The organism is Streptomyces sp. BRA346 (genome assembly GCF_052851135.1).
Map to the genome: position 1 here is coordinate 20,384 of NZ_JAIWIH010000008.1, position 15,779 is coordinate 36,162.

General features: G+C 73.9%; 13 protein-coding genes. 6 read left to right on the plus strand and 7 right to left on the minus strand.

Going from position 1 to position 15,779, the window contains the following annotated elements; genetic code table 11:
- Positions 1–238: 238 nt before the first annotated feature.
- The gene (locus LCH29_RS13110; protein WP_446462077.1) at positions 239–778 is read right to left on the minus strand and encodes a TetR/AcrR family transcriptional regulator; all 540 of its coding nucleotides are present in this window, start codon (positions 776–778) and stop codon (positions 239–241) included.
- A gap of 446 nt (positions 779–1,224) precedes the next feature.
- Between LCH29_RS13110 and LCH29_RS13115 the strand changes: the two genes are divergently transcribed.
- From LCH29_RS13115 to LCH29_RS13125, 3 genes are read left to right on the plus strand one after another with little or no spacing between them, the layout of a single operon-like run.
- Positions 1,225–2,415, plus strand: coding sequence for a magnesium and cobalt transport protein CorA (locus LCH29_RS13115; RefSeq protein ID WP_446461884.1), 1,191 nt, complete (start codon positions 1,225–1,227; stop codon positions 2,413–2,415).
- A 31-nt stretch (positions 2,416–2,446) separates the two neighbouring features.
- Positions 2,447–2,695 (plus strand): hypothetical protein, encoded by a 249-nt coding sequence (locus tag LCH29_RS13120; protein WP_446462078.1) that lies wholly within the window; start codon positions 2,447–2,449, stop codon positions 2,693–2,695.
- A 17-nt stretch (positions 2,696–2,712) separates the two neighbouring features.
- Positions 2,713–3,597 carry a phosphatidylinositol-specific phospholipase C gene (locus LCH29_RS13125; protein WP_446461885.1) on the plus strand — a complete coding sequence of 295 codons (885 nt, stop codon included), beginning with the start codon at positions 2,713–2,715 and terminating at the stop codon, positions 3,595–3,597.
- Positions 3,598–3,655: 58 nt separating this feature from the next.
- Here the strand turns inward: LCH29_RS13125 and LCH29_RS13130 are convergent, their stop codons facing one another.
- The 4 genes from LCH29_RS13130 to LCH29_RS13145 all read right to left on the minus strand — a co-directional run bounded on the left by LCH29_RS13130 (position 3,656) and on the right by LCH29_RS13145 (position 9,227).
- Positions 3,656–5,272, minus strand: coding sequence for a glycoside hydrolase family 6 protein (locus LCH29_RS13130; protein WP_446461886.1), 1,617 nt, complete (start codon positions 5,270–5,272; stop codon positions 3,656–3,658).
- Positions 5,273–5,458: 186 nt separating this feature from the next.
- Entirely contained in the window at positions 5,459–7,828 is a 2,370-nt protein-coding gene (pucD, locus tag LCH29_RS13135; RefSeq protein ID WP_446461887.1) for a xanthine dehydrogenase subunit D, read from the minus strand.
- Positions 7,829–7,830: 2 nt separating this feature from the next.
- Positions 7,831–8,346: a (2Fe-2S)-binding protein gene (locus LCH29_RS13140; protein WP_446461888.1), complete on the minus strand. Its 516-nt coding sequence runs from the start codon at positions 8,344–8,346 to the stop codon at positions 7,831–7,833.
- Complete coding sequence (locus LCH29_RS13145; protein WP_446461889.1) at positions 8,337–9,227, minus strand: FAD binding domain-containing protein; 891 nt, start codon at positions 9,225–9,227, stop codon at positions 8,337–8,339. Before LCH29_RS13145 ends, LCH29_RS13140 begins: the two co-directional genes overlap by 10 nt.
- 218 nt (positions 9,228–9,445) lie before the next feature.
- Here LCH29_RS13145 and LCH29_RS13150 point away from each other — a divergent pair, with 218 nt between their 5' ends.
- Together LCH29_RS13150 and LCH29_RS13155 are read left to right on the plus strand one after the other, a co-directional pair.
- Positions 9,446–11,137, plus strand: coding sequence for a PucR family transcriptional regulator (locus LCH29_RS13150; protein ID WP_446461890.1), 1,692 nt, complete (start codon positions 9,446–9,448; stop codon positions 11,135–11,137).
- A 203-nt stretch (positions 11,138–11,340) separates the two neighbouring features.
- On the plus strand, positions 11,341–12,123 hold the full coding sequence (locus LCH29_RS13155; protein ID WP_446462079.1) for a hypothetical protein: 783 nt from the start codon (positions 11,341–11,343) through the stop codon (positions 12,121–12,123).
- A gap of 448 nt (positions 12,124–12,571) precedes the next feature.
- Here the strand turns inward: LCH29_RS13155 and LCH29_RS13160 are convergent, their stop codons facing one another.
- Positions 12,572–13,261 carry a GntR family transcriptional regulator gene (locus LCH29_RS13160; RefSeq protein ID WP_446461891.1) on the minus strand — a complete coding sequence of 230 codons (690 nt, stop codon included), beginning with the start codon at positions 13,259–13,261 and terminating at the stop codon, positions 12,572–12,574.
- A gap of 622 nt (positions 13,262–13,883) precedes the next feature.
- On the opposite strand from LCH29_RS13160, the gene LCH29_RS13165 reads away from it, so the two are divergent.
- Positions 13,884–15,146, plus strand: a complete 1,263-nt coding sequence (locus tag LCH29_RS13165; protein WP_446461892.1) for a DUF2637 domain-containing protein — start codon at positions 13,884–13,886, stop codon at positions 15,144–15,146.
- Positions 15,147–15,183: 37 nt separating this feature from the next.
- Here LCH29_RS13165 and LCH29_RS13170 read toward each other — a convergent pair whose 3' ends face one another.
- Positions 15,184–15,666, minus strand: coding sequence for an ATP-binding protein (locus LCH29_RS13170; protein WP_446461893.1), 483 nt, complete (start codon positions 15,664–15,666; stop codon positions 15,184–15,186).
- Positions 15,667–15,779 lie beyond the last annotated feature (113 nt).

The following is a 15,779-nucleotide window of genomic DNA, read 5'->3' on the forward strand; positions in this document are numbered from 1 at the left end:
CACCGGCCCCGCGACGCCTGGCCCGCTGCCCCGGCCATCGGGGGGAGCCGCCCCCTCGCGCCGCGTTGCCCGGCTCCTCCGCGCAGGCCCGCCCCCGGACTCCGTCCGGGAGGTGCCGCCGCGAGGACGACCCTCCGCCTCGCGATCGCGTGGTCCCGCGGCCGCTGGGAGGTACACCGGCTGCTCCGGTGCGACTGTGCGGACACGATTCATGGCGCGGTGGCGGTGGCGGCTGCGGCTAGGGCAGGAGCGCGGCGAGGGCCGGGGCGTACAGCTCGGTGACCTCGTCCGGCGTCAGGGCGGCCACGCCCGGGGCGCACAGCAGATAGCGGGTGAGGGCGAGGCCGAGCACCTGAGCCGAGAGCAGCCCGGCGCAGCGCGGGTCGACGGCCTCACCGAGGGCGGGCGCGACCTGCTCGGCGAAGATCTCGCGCAGCCGCTCGGCGGCCCGCTCGTGGGTGACGGCGGAGCGCAGCAGGAGGAGCAGGGCGTCGTCGGCGGGGTCGCCCTCCCAGCGGTCCAGGAAGTGGCGTACGAGGACCTGCGGGAGGTCGTCGCGGGCCACGGCACTGAGGTCGGGCAGCCGCAGGTCGATGGTGAGGGCCGCGTCGAAGAGGTTCTCCTTGCTGCCGAAGTAGCGCATGACCATCGAGGCGTCGATGCCCGCGTCGGCGGCGACGGCGCGGATGGTGGTGCGCTCGTAGCCGTGCCGGGCGAAGTGCGCGCGGGCGGCGCGGAGGATGGCGGCGCGGGTGCGGTCGGAGCTGCGGGCGCCCATCAGCCCACCCGCCGGGCCGCATGCCGGGGCTTCCGCCGGGTCCGGGACGGGTTCGCATCCGGAGGGGAGGCGCCGCCCGGGATCGTCCATGCCAACAATCGTAGGCAAACAGTCGTTGGCGCGCCAGGCGCGGGTACCCGCCGCTCAGCACGGCGGCGCCAGGCGGTGCCAGGCGGTCCCGGGCGCCGCCGCCCCGGCCGCGGCCTGGGCATATCCGGGGATATCCTGCACTGAGGCCAGTGGTCCGCGCGCCCGCACCGAGGGGACCGTGACAAAGGAGGTGGTCGGTCCACGTGATGACCAGCGAACCTCCCAGTCGCATGCCGCGAGCCGCCACCCCGGCCCGGCCACGCTGAGCGCAGCGCGGCCCGGCGCCCCGGCGGCGGTGCCCGGATGCCCCGCCCAGCGCCGGCCCTTCGGCGCCAGCTACCCGTAAAGGACCTCTCATGTCCGAGCGCCGTTCCCACCACCCGCGCCCGCTGAAGAAGTACCCCTGGCTGCGGCCCGCGGCGGCGCGCGGGGCGGGCCACGGCCCGCGCTCCGGGGCCGGGGCGGCGGACCGGTCGCCCGCCGGGCCCGCGCCCGCCACGGTCGACGGCACCGCGGTCGCCGACGAGCGGAGCGTGGTGGACGCGGCCGTCTACCGCGACGGCCGCCGCGTCGGCACGCCCGACGGCCTGGCCGCCACCTACCGTCGGCTGCGCGAGGAGCCGGGCGCGATGGCGTGGATCGGGCTGTACCGGCCGACCGAGGCGGAGCTGCTGTCACTCGCCGAGGAATTCGATCTGCACAAGCTGGCCATCGAGGACGCGATGGAGGCGCATCAGCGGCCCAAGCTGGAACGCTACGGCGAGACGCTCTTCGTCGTGCTGCGCGCGGCCCGCTACCTCGACGCGGTCGAGGAGGTGGACTTCGGCGAGCTGCACGTCTTCGTCGGCCCCGACTTCGTCATCACCGTCCGGCACGGCGCCGCCCCGGACCTGTCCGCGGTGCGCGCCCGGATGGAGTCGGCCCCGGAGCTGCTGGCCCTCGGCCCGGAGGCCGTGCTGTACGCCATCCTCGACGCGGCGGTGGACGGCTACGCCCCGGTCGTGTCGGGTGTGCAGAACGACATCGACGAGATCGAGACCGAGGTCTTCCGCGGCGACCCCGCCGTGTCGCGCCGCATCTACGAACTCTCCCGCGAAATGGTCGAGTTCCAGCGCGCCACCCGCCCGCTGGTGGGGATGCTGCGCGGGCTGATGGCCGGTTTCGACAAGTACGGCACCGACGAGGAGCTCCAGCGCTATCTGCGGGACGTCGCCGACCACGTCACCCACACCAGCGAGCGAGTGGACGGCTTCCGCTCGGCCCTCACCGACATCCTCGCGGTCAACGCCACCCTGGTCACCCAGCAGCAGAACGCCGAGATGAGGGCGCTGGCCGAGGCGGGCTTCGAGCAGAACGAGGAGGTCAAGAAGATCTCCGCGTGGGCGGCCATCCTCTTCGCCCCGACCCTGGTCGGCACCATCTACGGCATGAACTTCACGCACATGCCGGAGCTGCACTGGGTGCTGGGCTACCCCTTCGCGCTGCTGCTGATGGCGGTGGTGTGCGTCAGCCTGTACGTCATCTTCAAGCGGCGCGACTGGCTCTGATCCCGGCCGCGTACTCGTCAGGCGGGCCCTGCTGACGGCCGCGTACGCGCGGACCGGGCTCGCCCCGGCGGGCATCGACCACGTCGAGGCGCACGGCACCGGCACCCCGCTCGGCGATCCGATCGAGGCGGGCGCGCCGGGCGCCGTGCTCGGCGCGGGCCGCGACCCGCCCGCTCTCGCCTCGCGCGTCCGGGATGACCCCAACCCCTATTCGTCGTTCCGCCGTTCTCCCCGGGGCTCGTTTGTGCTTCGATGCCGTGCGCACGGTACGAACGGGTGAGCGACGGGAGTATGCGTATGGATCGGCGAGGGTTTCTCAAGGGCGCGGCCGCGCTGTCCACCGCCGGGGTGGTCTCGGCGTTAGGCGGGGTCGCCACCGCGGCGCCGAACCGGCTGCTGGCCGCGCAGGACTGGCTTTCCGGGATCGCCGACGCCACGCCCGTCCAGCGGCTGACGCTGCCCGGAACACACGACTCGGGTGCCCGTTACGGCGGGCCGTGGACCGAGTGCCAGAACACCACCATCGCCGACCAGCTGAACAGCGGCATCCGCTTCCTGGACATCCGCTGCCGCGCGTTCGACAACGCCTTCCCCATCCACCACGGCGCCTTCTACCAGCACCTCAACTTCGACGATGTGCTCGGCGCGTGCCGTGCCTTCCTCACCGCGCATCCGTCCGAAACCGTGCTGATGCGCGTCAAGCAGGAGTACTCGGAGGAGAGCGCCGCCGAGTTCCGCCGGATCTTCGACCTGTACCTCGACGGCAAGGGCTGGCGCTCCCTCTTCCGCCTCGACACCACCCTGCCGACCCTGGGGCAGGCCCGCGGCAGGGTCGTGCTGCTCGCCGACTCCGCCAACATGCCGGGCGTGCGGTACGCGGATCCTCAGCTGTTCGACATCCAGGACGACTACAAGGCGGAACCGTTCGGCAAGTACCCCAAGATCGAGGGGCAGTTCCGCAAGGCGGCGACCCAGCCCGGCAAGCTGTACATGAACTACGTCAGCACCGCCGCGCTCCTCCCGCCCCGGTCCAATGCGGACCGGCTCAACCCGCAGGTCAAGACCCTGCTGGAGGGCGGGGGCAGCCAGGGCTGGACGGGGCTCGGGATCGTTCCGATGGACTTCCCGAACACCACCCCGGGCCTGGTCGACGCCCTGGTGCGGCACAACCCGGCGGGGTGACGCCGGTGCGGCGGCGGCTCGTGGTGGACGGGCCGCCGCCGCACCGTCGCGGGTGAGGTCAGGGGGTGACCGACGGGCGGGCGAAGCGTACGAGTTCCAGGGCCTGGTCCGGGAACCACTGGCCCGCCTCGGGGTTCACCGTCCCGCGCACCGGGTCCGAGGGCCCGGAGGTGCCGCGGAGGCAGCGGCCGTCGGACTGGCCGGGCGTCTTCACCCAGAGGGCGGCGTCGTGCAGCGGGTCGCCCGTGGCGGTGGTGGGGCGGGCGCCGAGGCCGCGGTGGGGCGGGTTGCACCAGGACTGGGGGTCCGTGTGCCGGCTGTACCGCGGCGTCCAGGGGCCGCGGCCGTTGCGGCTGGTGTCGGTGACGAAGTGCTTCATCTCCGACGGGTCGTCCGGCTCGTGCGCGCGCAGCCAGGCCCTCAGGTGCCGCCGCGACCAGCTCTGCTCGGGGCAGGCCTCCGGGTCGCCGCCGTCGGCGACGTAGGCCAGGCACGCCGAGATGAGCCGCCCGTACAGCTCGCTGGCCTGGTCCGTCTGGTAGTGCGAGACGTTGAGGGCGAAGCCGGTGGCCTCGTCGATACCGGCCTCGACGAGCCGGGGCACGATGCTGCTGACGGCGTGCCAGCCCGCGTGGCCCGCGTCGAGGTACACCTTGGCGTTGGCGAGGGACATGAGGGTGTCGACCGCGTACTTGATCTCGGTGAAGCGGGCCTCGGTGAGCGCGTCGGCGCCGGTCTGCGTCTCCGTCGCCACCTCGGGCTCGGGCTCTGCCTCGACGGCCGCCGGTTCGCCGAACTCCGGCTCCCTGTCGAGGTCGGCGGGGTCGTCGGGGAGGAACGGGGAGGGGCTCGGGGTCGGGACGGCCGGATCCGAGGACGGGAGCTCGGCGGCGGCGGACGCGCCGGGTGTGGGGACGGTGCCGGGCTGCGGTTCCGGGCTGGGGAGGGTGGTGGGCCCGGTGAGCGCGGGGGCCGTGGTGGGCCCGGTGAGTGCGGGGGCGGTCGTGGGCTCGGTGAGTGCGGGCGCCGTGGTGGGCTCGGTGAGCGCGGGGGCCGTGGTGGGCCCGGTGAGCGCGGGCGCCGTGGTGGGCCCGGTCGTGGTCGTGCCCGCGGACGCGCCCGCGGCCGCGTCCGCACCGGTCGGGGTGCCCTCGCCGGTCTGCTCATCGCAGTCGGAGGGCAGCAGCGCCAGCGAGTCGGGTTCGAGGACGATCATCACCTCGTGGTCGCCGATGCCCCGGGCCACGGCGTCGATCCACGCCTTGTACTCGTCGGTGGTCCGCGCTCCCCCGGCGGAGTAGCTGCCGCAGTCACGGCCGGGGACGTTGTAGAGGGCGAGCACCGGCAGCTTGTCGCGCCGCGCGGCATCGCTCATGGTCATCCGGACCAGGCGGGCGACCCGGGCCGGGGACTCGTCCCCGTACCAGACCGCCTGCGGGGTCCGCACCATGGCGAGGAGGCCGGAGGCCCCGCGGTAGTCGCCCCGCCAGGAGAGCCGCGTCACCTGACGGTATGACGCGCGGTCGGCAGGGGGGACGTAGAGGGGGCTTCCTTGCGAGGGCGCGGCGACGCGCTCCTGTACGGCAGCCTGAACGGCCGAACCGCTCAGCAGGGGAAGGGCAGTTGCGGCCAGAACGGCCATCGACACGGCGAGGGTTTTCCGTCTCGTTCGCACGGGCGTACTCCAAGGGGCGGGTCGCGTAGGGTCGCGTGGGTCGGTTTCTGAGGCTCACTCAGAAACCGGGACCCGGCAACGCGAGCGTCCGCCGAGTGGCGCAACCGGATTCCCGCCCAGGGGTGGCGTTCCGTCAGATGACCGTATCGACGTACTCCCGGCCCGGGGGGCCGGGCCGGGAGCGCGTCACGTACCGGTCAGATGCTCCGGCCGCACCGGCACCCGCCCCAGCCGCAGGCCCGTCGCGGCGCGGATGGCCGCGACGACCGCCGGGGTGGAGGAGAGGGTCGGGGCCTCGCCGACGCCCCGCAGGCCGTAGGGGGCGTGGTCGTCCGCCAGTTCCAGGATGTCGACCGGCATGGTCGGGGTGTCGAGGATGGTGGGGATCAGATAGTCGGTGAAGGACGGGTTGCGGACGCGGGCGCCGTCGGAGACGAGGATCTCCTCCATCACGGCGAGGCCGAGCCCCTGCGTGGAGCCGCCCTGGATCTGGCCGACGACGGAGAGCGGGTTGAGGGCCTTGCCGACGTCCTGTGCGGCCGCCAGTTCGATGACCTTGACGAGGCCGAGTTCGGTGTCGACCTCGACGACGGCGCGATGGGCGCAGAAGGAGTACTGGACGTGGCCGAAGCCCTGACCGGTCGTGAGGTCGAACGGCTCGGTGGGCCGGTGCCGGAATTCCTTCTCGATGTCGATCGCGTCGTCCCCGAGGAGGTCCGCGAGGTCGGCGACGACCTCGCCGGTGTCCGTGACCACCTTGCCGTCCCGCAGCAGCAGCCCCGCGGCTCCGCTCGGCAGGCCGCAGCGGCGGAAGACCTCCTCGCGCACCGCCTCGCAGGTGTGCTTGATGGCGCCGCCGGTCATGTACGTCTGGCGGGAGGCGGAGGTGGAGCCCGCGGAGCCGACCCGGGTGTCGGCGGGGTGGATGGTGACCCGGCTGACGCCGAGTTCGGTACGGGCGATCTGGGCGTGGACGGTGACGCCGCCCTGGCCGACCTCGGCCATCGCGGTGTGGACCAGGGCGACGGGCTCGCCGCCGATGACCTCCAGGCGCACCCGGGCGGTGGAGTAGTCGTCGAAGCCCTCCGAGAAGCCGACGTTCTTGATGCCGACCGCATAGCCGACGCCCCGCACCACGCCCTCGCCGTGGGTGGTGTTGGACAGGCCGCCGGGCAGGGCGCGGACGTCGACGCCCCCGCCCGCCGTCTCCCAGACGCGGTCCGGCGGGAGGGGCAGCTCCCGGACCCGGCGCAGGATCTCGGCGACCGGGGCCGGGGAGTCCACGATCTGGCCGGTGGGCATGACGGCGCCCTGCGCCATGGCGTTGCGCTGCCGGAACTCGACGGGGTGCAGGCCGAGTTCCTCGGCGACGGCGTCCATCTGGGCCTCGTACGCGAAGCACGCCTGGACCGCGCCGAAGCCGCGCATCGCGCCGCAGGGCGGGTTGTTGGAGTAGAGGGCGAGCGCCTCGACGTCCACATGGTCGACGACGTAGGGGCCGATCGCCAGGGAGGCGGCGTTGCCGACGACCGCCGGGGAGGAGGAGGCGTACGCTCCGCCGTCCAGCACGATGCGGCACTGGACGTAGAGCAGTCGGCCGTCCCGGGTGGCGCCGTGCTCGTAGGTGAGCTTGGCGGGGTGCCGGTGGACATGGCCGAAAAACGACTCGTACCGGTTGTAGACGATCTTCACGGGCTTGCCGGTGCGGAGCGCCAGCAGACTGGCGTGCGCCTGCATGGACAGGTCCTCGCGCGCCCCGAACGCCCCGCCCACGCCGGAGAGCGTCAGCCGCACCTTGTCGGCGGGCAGGCCCAGCACCGGGGCCAGCTGGTCGCGGTCCACGTGCAGCCACTGGGTGGCGATGTAGAGGTCGATGCCGCCGTCCTCGGCGGGCACCGCGAGCCCGGATTCGGGGCCCAGGAACGCCTGGTCCTGCATGCCGACCTCGTAGTCCCGGCGTACGACGACATCGGCCCGGGCCTTGGCGGCGGCGACGTCGCCGCGCCGCACGGGCTGGCGGTGGACGACGTTGGGGTGGGGGGCGTGGGCGGCGTGGTGGTCGGTGCGGCCGGGGTGGAGCAGCGGCGCGCCGGGCGCGGTGGCGGTGGCCTCGTCGACCACGAGCGGCAGCTCGGCGTACTCGACCTTGATCCGGGCGGCGGCGCGGCGGGCGGTCTCGGGGTGGTCGGCGGCGACGATCGCGACGGCCTCGCCGTGGTAGCGGACCCGGTCCTTGGCGAGGACGGGCTGATCGTGGATCTCCAGGCCGTAGTGGGTGGCGGCCGGGAGGTCGTCGTGGGTCATGACGGCGTGGACGCCGGGCAGGGTCAGCGCGCCGCTGATGTCGATGGACCGGATCTCGGCGTGGGCGTGGGGGCTGCGCAGGGTGAAGCCCCACAGCACGTCCTCGTGCCACAGGTCGGAGGAGTACGCGAACTCGCCGGTCACCTTGAGCGTGCCGTCGGGGCGGAGGGTGGATTCGCCGATGTGGCCCTTGCCCCGGCTCTCGGTCAGATGGGCCTGGGTGATCGTGGTGGGGGCGCGGTCGGGTCCCATGGTCAGCTCGCCTCCCCCGGCGCCGAGGTGCGGGCGGCGGCGAGGCGCACCGCGTCGAGGATCTTCTCGTAGCCGGTGCAGCGGCAGAGGTTGCCGGAGAGCGCCTCGCGGATGTCGGCGTCGGACGGGTCGGGGTGCCGTTCCAGCAGCTCATCGGCGGCGACCAGCAGGCCCGGGGTGCAGAAGCCGCACTGCACGGCGCCCGCGTCGATGAACGCCTGCTGGACGGGGGCCAGCGCGCTCGCCCCGGCATCACCGGAGGTACGGCGCCCCGCGTACTCCGGAAGCCCCTCGACGGTCACCACCTCGCGCCCCTCGGCCTGACCGGCCGCCACCAGGCACGCGCACACCGGCACCCCGTCGAGCCGGACCGTGCACGATCCGCATTCGCCCTGCTCGCAGGCGTTCTTCGAGCCGGGCAGGCCCAGTCGTTCGCGCAGCACGTACAGCAGGGACTCGCCCTCCCAGACGTCGTCGGCCTGCTGCGGCCGCCCGTTGACGGTCATGTTCACGCGCATGCCACGGCCCTCCCTTCGCCTTCGCGGTACGCCTGCCAGGTCCAGCCGAGCGTGCGGCGCGCCATGACCGTCACCGCGTGGCGGCGGTAGGCGGCGCTGCCGCGTACGTCGTCGATGGGGTCGCACGCGCCCGCGCACAGCTGGGCGAACTCCCGGGCGACCGCGGGCGGAATCGTTTCGCCGCTGTCCCAGAGGGCGCCGTCCGCGAGCGCCGCGTTCAGGAAGTCCTCCGCCGCCCGGGCCCGGACCGGGGTGGGCGCGGCCGAGCCGACGCCGGTCCGTACGGTGCGGGTGCGCGGATGCAGCGCGAGGGCGAACGCGCACACCGCGATGACCATGGCGTTGCGGGTGCCGACCTTGGAGAACTGCTGCGGCCCGTCGGCCTTCTCGATGTGGACGGCCCTGATCAGCTCGTCGGGCGCCAGCGCGTTGCGCTTCACCCCGGTGTAGAACTCCTCGACCGGGATCATCCGGGTGCCGCGCACCGAGGCCACCTCCACCTCGGCCCCGGCCGCCAGCAGCGCCGGATGCGCGTCCCCGGCGGGCGAGGCGGCGCCGAGGTTGCCGCCGACGGTGCCGCGGTTGCGGATCTGCGGCGAGCCGACGGTGCGCGAGGCGAGCGCGAGGGCGGGCAGCTCGGGGTGCAGCCGCTCGATGATCCGGCTGTACGGAACGCCGGCGCCCAGCCGGACCGTCCGCTCGCCGGTCTCCCACTCCTCCAGTTCGCCGATACGGGTCAGATCCAGCAACCGTTCGGGCCGCCGGTGATCAAAGTTGATCTCGACCATCACATCGGTGCCGCCCGCTATGGGTACGGCGTCGGGGTGCTCGGCCTTCGCGGCGAGCGCCTCCGGCCAGTCGGCGGGGCGCAGGAAGTCCATGGGCCTCTCTTCTCACCAGTCCTGAGGAACTCGTGCACGCGGCTCCCAATCCAGTAGACCCGGCCGCGGACCCCGGGGGCAGTCACCGAAGACATGAAGCAATTGGCTGGCCAGCGGGCTGGTCTTGTAGATTCGAACGAACGACGGGGAATGGAAACCTCGCGGTATTCGACCGGTGACACGACACGAGTGACAAGACGAGATCGGCTGGCACCACCATGCGGCTGCGCGCACTGCTGGAAACTGATGCCCTGGGCCTGCGCCTGCTCGGCGGCGAGGAGGAGCTGGACCGCACCGTACGCGGCGTGATGACCACCGATCTGCGCGATCCGAGCCGCTATCTGTCGGGCGGCGAACTGGTCCTGACGGGGCTGGCGTGGCGGCGGCAGCCCGACGACTCCGAGCGGTTCGTACGGATCCTGGCGGCCGCCGGGGTGGCCGGGCTCGCGGCGGGCGAGGCCGAGCTGGGCCCCGTACCCGAGGACCTGGTGCTGGCCTGCGCGCGGCACCGGCTGCCGCTGTTCTCCGTGGTCGAGGACGTGGCGTTCGCGTCGATCACCGAGCACGTCGTACGCCAGGTCTCCGGCGAGCGGGCCGGGGACCTGGCCGCCGTGGTGGACCGGCACCGGCGGCTGATGGCCCCGGGCGCCGCGGGCGGCGGCCCCGAGGTGGTGCTCGACCTGCTCGGCTCGGACCTCGACCTGTCCGCCTGGGTGCTCTCCCCCACCGGCCGCCCGATCGCCGGGCCGACCGGGCCCGGGGCCGCGGAGCTGCCGCATCCGGTCCGCACCCGGCTGGCCGGTGAGCACCTGGCCGCCCGGCGCGCCGGGCGCCGCGGCCCGCACCGGCTGACCGCCGCCAACGGGGTGACGTACTCCCTCTTCCCCATCCGCGGCGGTACGAGCAGCGGCGACACCGGCGACACGCCCGCGCCCCCGCTCGCCGACTGGCTGCTGGCGGTCGCCGCGGACGCGGGCGACTGGCGGGACGAGCGGCTGGACCTGCTGCACGGGGTCACCCAGCTGATCGCCGTCGAGCGCGACCGGCGGGACGCGGCCGGTACGGTGCGGCGGCAGCTCGCCCAGGAGGTGCTGGAGCTGGTCCAGGCGGGCGCGCCGTCCGCCGAGGTCGCGGCCCGGCTGCGGGTGGCGGCGCCGGTGCTGCTGCCGGGGCTCGGCAGCAGCGACGCGCCGCACTGGCAGGTCGTGGTGGCGCGGATGGAAGGGGAGCCGGACGGCGGCCCGGTCGCCCAGGCACTGCTGGAAGAGATCCTGGTGGACCCGCGGTCGGCCGGGGCCGGGCCCTCGGACCGGATCGCCGTGGCGCACACCGGGGACGAGGCGGTGGCGCTCCTCCCGCTACCCGCGCGCGCCGACGCCGACGCCGCGTCCACGGGGGTGGAGGGCCACGAGGCGGGGCTGCACGCGGACGCCCTGCTCGCGGCCGTCGGCGAACCGCTCGCCCGCGGGCTGAGCGACGACGCCCGGCTGACGCTGGGCGTCAGCGCCCCCGTGCACTCCGCCGAGGCGCTGCGCGGCGCGCTGGAGGAGGCCCGGCACGCCCGCCGGGTGGCCGCCGCGCGGCCGGGGCGGGTCAGCGCGGCCGGGCACCAGGAGCTGGCCTCGCACGTGCTGCTGCTCCCCTTCGTCCCGGACGACGTACGCCGCGCCTTCACCGCCCGGCTGCTGGACCCGCTGCGCGCGTACGACCGTCGCCACCGGGCCGAGCTGATCCCGACCCTGGAAGCGTTCCTGGACTGCGACGGCTCCTGGACGCGGTGCGCGGCACGGCTCCATCTGCACGTCAACACGCTGCGCTACCGGGTGGGCCGGATCGAGCAGCTGACCGGGCGCAACCTGGCCCGGCTGGAGGACAAGCTCGACTTCTTCCTCGCCCTGCGCATGAGCTGACGGGCGGAGCGTCCCCGCGCGCCCCCTGAACGCCCTGAGCACCCCCGAGCACCCTGAGCATCCTGGAAACCACCACTCTCGCCGGTGGTTTGTGAATTCATTCACACCAACCTCTTGGCCGGGCCCGCGCTTCCGTGTTGAGATTCGGCAACGGCTTCCGGCTCGATGGCGCGCTTGGGGAGGGCAATGTGGCGGACACCGCCATGTCACCACCTGGATCATCGAACTTCGATCCCGACCCCGACGGAGGGGCCGGGCGGGCGGATGACCCGCTCGACACGGCGGTGTGGCGGCTGCGCTCACGCGCGTGCTGGAAGGACGCCGCCGAGCTCCTCGCCCCGCGGGCCGCGGACGACGCGGCCGCGGCCCTCAAGCGCGGCGCCATCCTGATCGAGCGCTGCATGTACACCTCCCGGGGCTGGGACGCGGCCGAGGACGCGCTGCGGGCCGCGGAGGCCCTGGCCCTCACCGACGACGAGCGCGGCGCCACCGCGTGCGAACGCGGCTACCTCGCGTACGCCTCCACCCTGCTCGGGAACCGCGACCGCGCCGACGAGGCGCGCACCGCCCTCGGCCGGGCCGCCGCGCTGCTCGGGCCCGGCTCGCCCACCCGCCCGCTGCTGGACTTCCGCCGCGGGCTGATCTCCCAGCACCTCGCCCACAACCCCACCGGCGCCCAGGCCGCGTTCCAGCGCGCCCACGCGGGCGCCGCCGCGCACGGCGACACGCTGCTGCGCTCGTTCACCTGGCGCCATCTGGCCGGGATGGCCGAGGAGGAGGGCAACCTCGCCGAGGCCCGCCGCGGCTTCGCCGAATCGCTGCGGATCCGCGAGGAGCTGGGCTACCTGGTCGGCATCGCCCCTGCCCTGGCGTCCCTGGCGGACGTCGAGTCGGAACCGGAGGCGCGTCGGCTGCGCGCCGAGGCGGCGCGGCTGGTGCGGCTGCTGGGTGGCGTGCCGGTGTGGCTGGCCGAACAGTTAGCGTGACGGCGCCGCGGGCCGAATTGTGCCGCCTGGGGTTTCGCGGCCGGGTGCGGGCCGGTGGCCGGGTTGTGCCGCCTGGGGTTTCGCGGCCGGGTGCGGGCCGGTGGCCGGGTTGTGCCCACCCGTTCCTCCCCCGGCTACGGCTGGGAGGTGCCCCCTCCGCGGAACGATTGCCCACAACCAGGTCTGCCAGCCCCTCCGGCGCTTGAGGGCACCATCCAGCCCCTCCGGCGTTCGAGGAGCGGGGTCCAGGGGCGGAGCCCCGGCGGGGGTGCAGGGGGCGGAGCCCCGGCAGCCGGGGCCGGGGCGGACGTGACCCACTACCCAGCCCCTCCGGCGTTTGAGGAGCGGAGTCCAGGGGCGGAGCCCCGGCGGGGGTGCAGGGGGCGGAGCCCCCGCCCGGGGTCCGGGGCGGAGCCCCGGGGTCGGGGAGGGGCGGGTAGGGGAAAGCTCAGGCGCCGGACGTGAAGTGTTCGCGGACCAGGGATTCCACCACGTCCAGGTCGCGGGCCGCGAGGGCGTCGAGGAGCGCCATGTGCTCGGCCGCATCGGCGACCAGATCGGCCGTGCGCACGGCACGCCCGCACGCCAGCGGCCACTGCGCCCGCCGGTGCAGCTCATCGGCGACGACGACCAGCTGATGGTTCCCGGCCAGGCTCAGCACCGCTTGGTGGAAGGTACGGTCCGACTCCAGGTAGGCGGCGCGGTCGCCCTTCGCGGCGGCCGCCGCCGTCGCCTCCGCGAACGGCCGCAACCGCGCCCAGCGCTCGGGCGCGACCGCCCGGGCCAGGCTGAGCATCACCGGGACCTCCAGCAGGGCGCGGACCTCGGCCAGCTCGGCCAGCTCGCGCGCGCTGCGCCGGGCCACCCGGAAGCCGCGGTTCGGCACGACCTCGACGGCGCCCTCGCCCGCCAGCTGCTGCATGGCCTCGCGCACGGGCGTGGGCGAGACGCCGAAGCGGTCGGCGAGGGCCGGGGCGGAGTACACCTCGCCGGGGGTCAGCTCACCCCCGACCAGCGCGTCCCGCAGGGCGTCCAGGATCTGCCCGCGCACCGAGTGGCGGCGCGGTGACCTGCGCGCCGCGGGCACGCCGGAGGGGTCCCGCGGCTCGGTCGCCGCCTGGGCTTTGGCCTGCTCCACTCGGGTCCTCCTGACATCCATCGAAACGATATGCGGATGCCGCCCGAGGACAAAGCCCATACGCACCGGTCGCCGCGAGCGGGCGCGGCCGACCTCGTACGACGTCCAGGATTCGCAACATCGGCGCAAGGTGGTCGCACGCTCGTCGCACAGCCGTCGCGAAGTCTTCGCGCGACCCCGGCGCGACCCCGGCATGACCCCGGCGCGACCCCGGCATGACCCCGGCGCGACCCCGGCATGACCCTGACCACACTCGCGCCACACCCCCACGCCGCGTTCCGGCCGGACCGGACACGGGGAGCGATGCGTTTCGGCCACGGATACGGGGCTCCCGAAGCGCCCACGACGGGACAGGGGCGGGAAAAGATCACCAAGGGGTTCGAATGGCCGACGGTGAGTCGTTGGATCGGATTTACCCGCGCTCGGGTTCCGTGAATAGAATCAAGCCGCTTGCAACGAGCGAGCGTTCGAACCGTATCGCACCTATCCGCGTGTCTCCCCGCCCACTTGGCGGCCTCTTGTCCGGAAACTGCTTGAGGCCCGGCAGGATTCCGCCAGGATGTCGCGCGAGTAGGGCCGTACTGCGGCCAGAACTTCACGGAAGCGAGGCAAGGGGCACCGGATGAGACTGACCGACATATCGCTGGGCTGGGCCCTGCCAGTCGTCATAGCGCTCGTCGGAGTCGTGGGGGCGGGAGTTGTCCTCGCGCGCGGCCGTAACGGGAAGAAGGAGGAGAACGGGATCACCGACTCCTGGGAGCGCAGCGAGGAGCGCAGGCGGCGCAAGGAGGCCATCTACGGGATGGCCTCGTACGTCCTGCTGTTCTGCTGTGCCGCGGTCGCGGCCGCGCTCTCCTTCCACGGCCTCGTGGGCTTCGGGCAGCAGAACCTGAACCTCTCGGGCGGCTGGGAGTACTTGGTGCCGTTCGGGCTGGACGGCGCCGCGATGTTCTGCTCGGTGCTGGCGGTGCGCGAGGCCAGCCACGGTGACGCGGCGCTCGGCTCGCGGCTGCTGGTGTGGCTGTTCGCGGGCGCGGCCGCCTGGTTCAACTGGGTGCACGCGCCGCGCGGCATGGGCCACGACGGTGCGCCGCAGTTCTTCGCGGGCATGTCGCTGTCGGCCGCGGTCCTCTTCGACCGGGCGCTCAAGCAGACCCGCCGGGCGGCGCTGCGCGAGCAGGGCCTGGTGCCCCGCCCGCTGCCGCAGATCCGTATCGTCCGCTGGCTGCGGGCGCCCCGCGAGACCTTCGGCGCGTGGTCGCTGATGCTGCTGGAGAACGTGCGGACGCTGGACGAGGCGGTCGAGGAGGTCCGCGAGGACCGGCGCGAGAAGGAGCAGAACCGCACCCGCCGCCGGGACCAGGAGAAGCTGGACAAGGCCCGGATACGGGCGCTCAACCGGCAGCACCGGGCGTGGGGCCGGGGCGGCGGCCGCCAGGTGGACATCACCCCCGCGGCACAGCCGCCGCAGCTCACCGCGGAGTCTGCCCTGGAGGAGAACACGCTGGGAAAAGCCGAGGCGGCCGAGCTGTCAGCGCCCTCAGCTCGGCCCGCCTTGCAGTCCGCGGAAGGGGCTGAGGCCGACCACCGCGACGCCTACGCCCGGGAGCGGGAGCGGGAGTGGCGGCGCGACCTGGATTTCAGCTTCGGCGTCGTTGACACCGACGCCGAAGCCGACCGGGACAAGGCCAAGGACCAGCACGACACGGACGGCAAGGACCTCGAGGACGCCAAAGGCGCCAGGGACGCCAAGGACGCCAAAGACGGCAAGGACTCCGACAGGGCGCGGACCGTCGACCTCACCGCCGAGGACGACACCCTGACCATTCCGCGGCTGGACTCCCTGGAGGAGAAGCTCGCGGAGATCGAGCGGCAGTTCGGCTGAGGCCGGACCCCGAAGGCAGCGGGGCGGTCGGCGGCGGTCAGCCGCCGTCCGCGTCCAGCTCGAACCAGACCGCTTTGCCCACGCCGTGGGCCCGTACGCCCCACGCGTCCGCGAGCGTGTGTACCAGCAGCAGGCCCCTCCCGGAGGTGCTGTCCTCCGGGGGGTGGCCGCGCAGTCTCGGGTGGCGGGACACGAAGTCCCGCACCTCGACCCGTAATCGGCCCGCCACCGGCCCGGCGACCCCGCCGCGCAGGGTGGCCGTGACCAGCGCACCCCGGTCCGTGTGCACCAGTGCGTTCGTCACGAGCTCGCTCGTCAGCAGCTCGGCGAGGTCGGCCCGGCCGGGCTCGCCCCAGTGCCGCAGCATCTCGCGCAGCGCGGCGCGGACGTCCGCCACCGCCGCATAGTCGTCATGCCTCAGTCGCTTGCTGAGGCCCCGGCCCCGCTCCCCTTCGATGGCCACCGCCCCGGTGTCCGGCCGGTTGGTCATCCGGCCCCGCCGTACAGGCTGACGCTTCATCCTCCCCCGCCCCTGGCCGCCCCTCGGCACGGCCAGCGTCGAATGCCGTCGAACATGCTCACGGAATGCATTCCCGCCTGTTGCCGTGCCACACACCGGGGGAAAGCATCAGA

Bases quoted from the DNA above. Each gene is read 5' to 3' on its own strand.
- LCH29_RS13110 (WP_446462077.1), bottom strand. From the start codon at position 778: ATGGGCGCCCGCAGCTCCGACCGCACCCGCGCCGCCATCCTCCGCGCC.
- LCH29_RS13115 (WP_446461884.1), top strand. From the start codon at position 1,225: ATGTCCGAGCGCCGTTCCCACCACCCGCGCCCGCTGAAGAAGTACCCC.
- LCH29_RS13125 (WP_446461885.1), top strand. From the start codon at position 2,713: ATGGATCGGCGAGGGTTTCTCAAGGGCGCGGCCGCGCTGTCCACCGCC.
- pucD (WP_446461887.1), bottom strand. From the start codon at position 7,828: ATGGGACCCGACCGCGCCCCCACCACGATCACCCAGGCCCATCTGACC.
- LCH29_RS13140 (WP_446461888.1), bottom strand. From the start codon at position 8,346: ATGCGCGTGAACATGACCGTCAACGGGCGGCCGCAGCAGGCCGACGAC.
- LCH29_RS13145 (WP_446461889.1), bottom strand. From the start codon at position 9,227: ATGGACTTCCTGCGCCCCGCCGACTGGCCGGAGGCGCTCGCCGCGAAG.
- LCH29_RS13150 (WP_446461890.1), top strand. From the start codon at position 9,446: ATGCGGCTGCGCGCACTGCTGGAAACTGATGCCCTGGGCCTGCGCCTG.
- LCH29_RS13155 (WP_446462079.1), top strand. From the start codon at position 11,341: ATGTCACCACCTGGATCATCGAACTTCGATCCCGACCCCGACGGAGGG.
- LCH29_RS13165 (WP_446461892.1), top strand. From the start codon at position 13,884: ATGAGACTGACCGACATATCGCTGGGCTGGGCCCTGCCAGTCGTCATA.
- LCH29_RS13170 (WP_446461893.1), bottom strand. From the start codon at position 15,666: ATGAAGCGTCAGCCTGTACGGCGGGGCCGGATGACCAACCGGCCGGAC.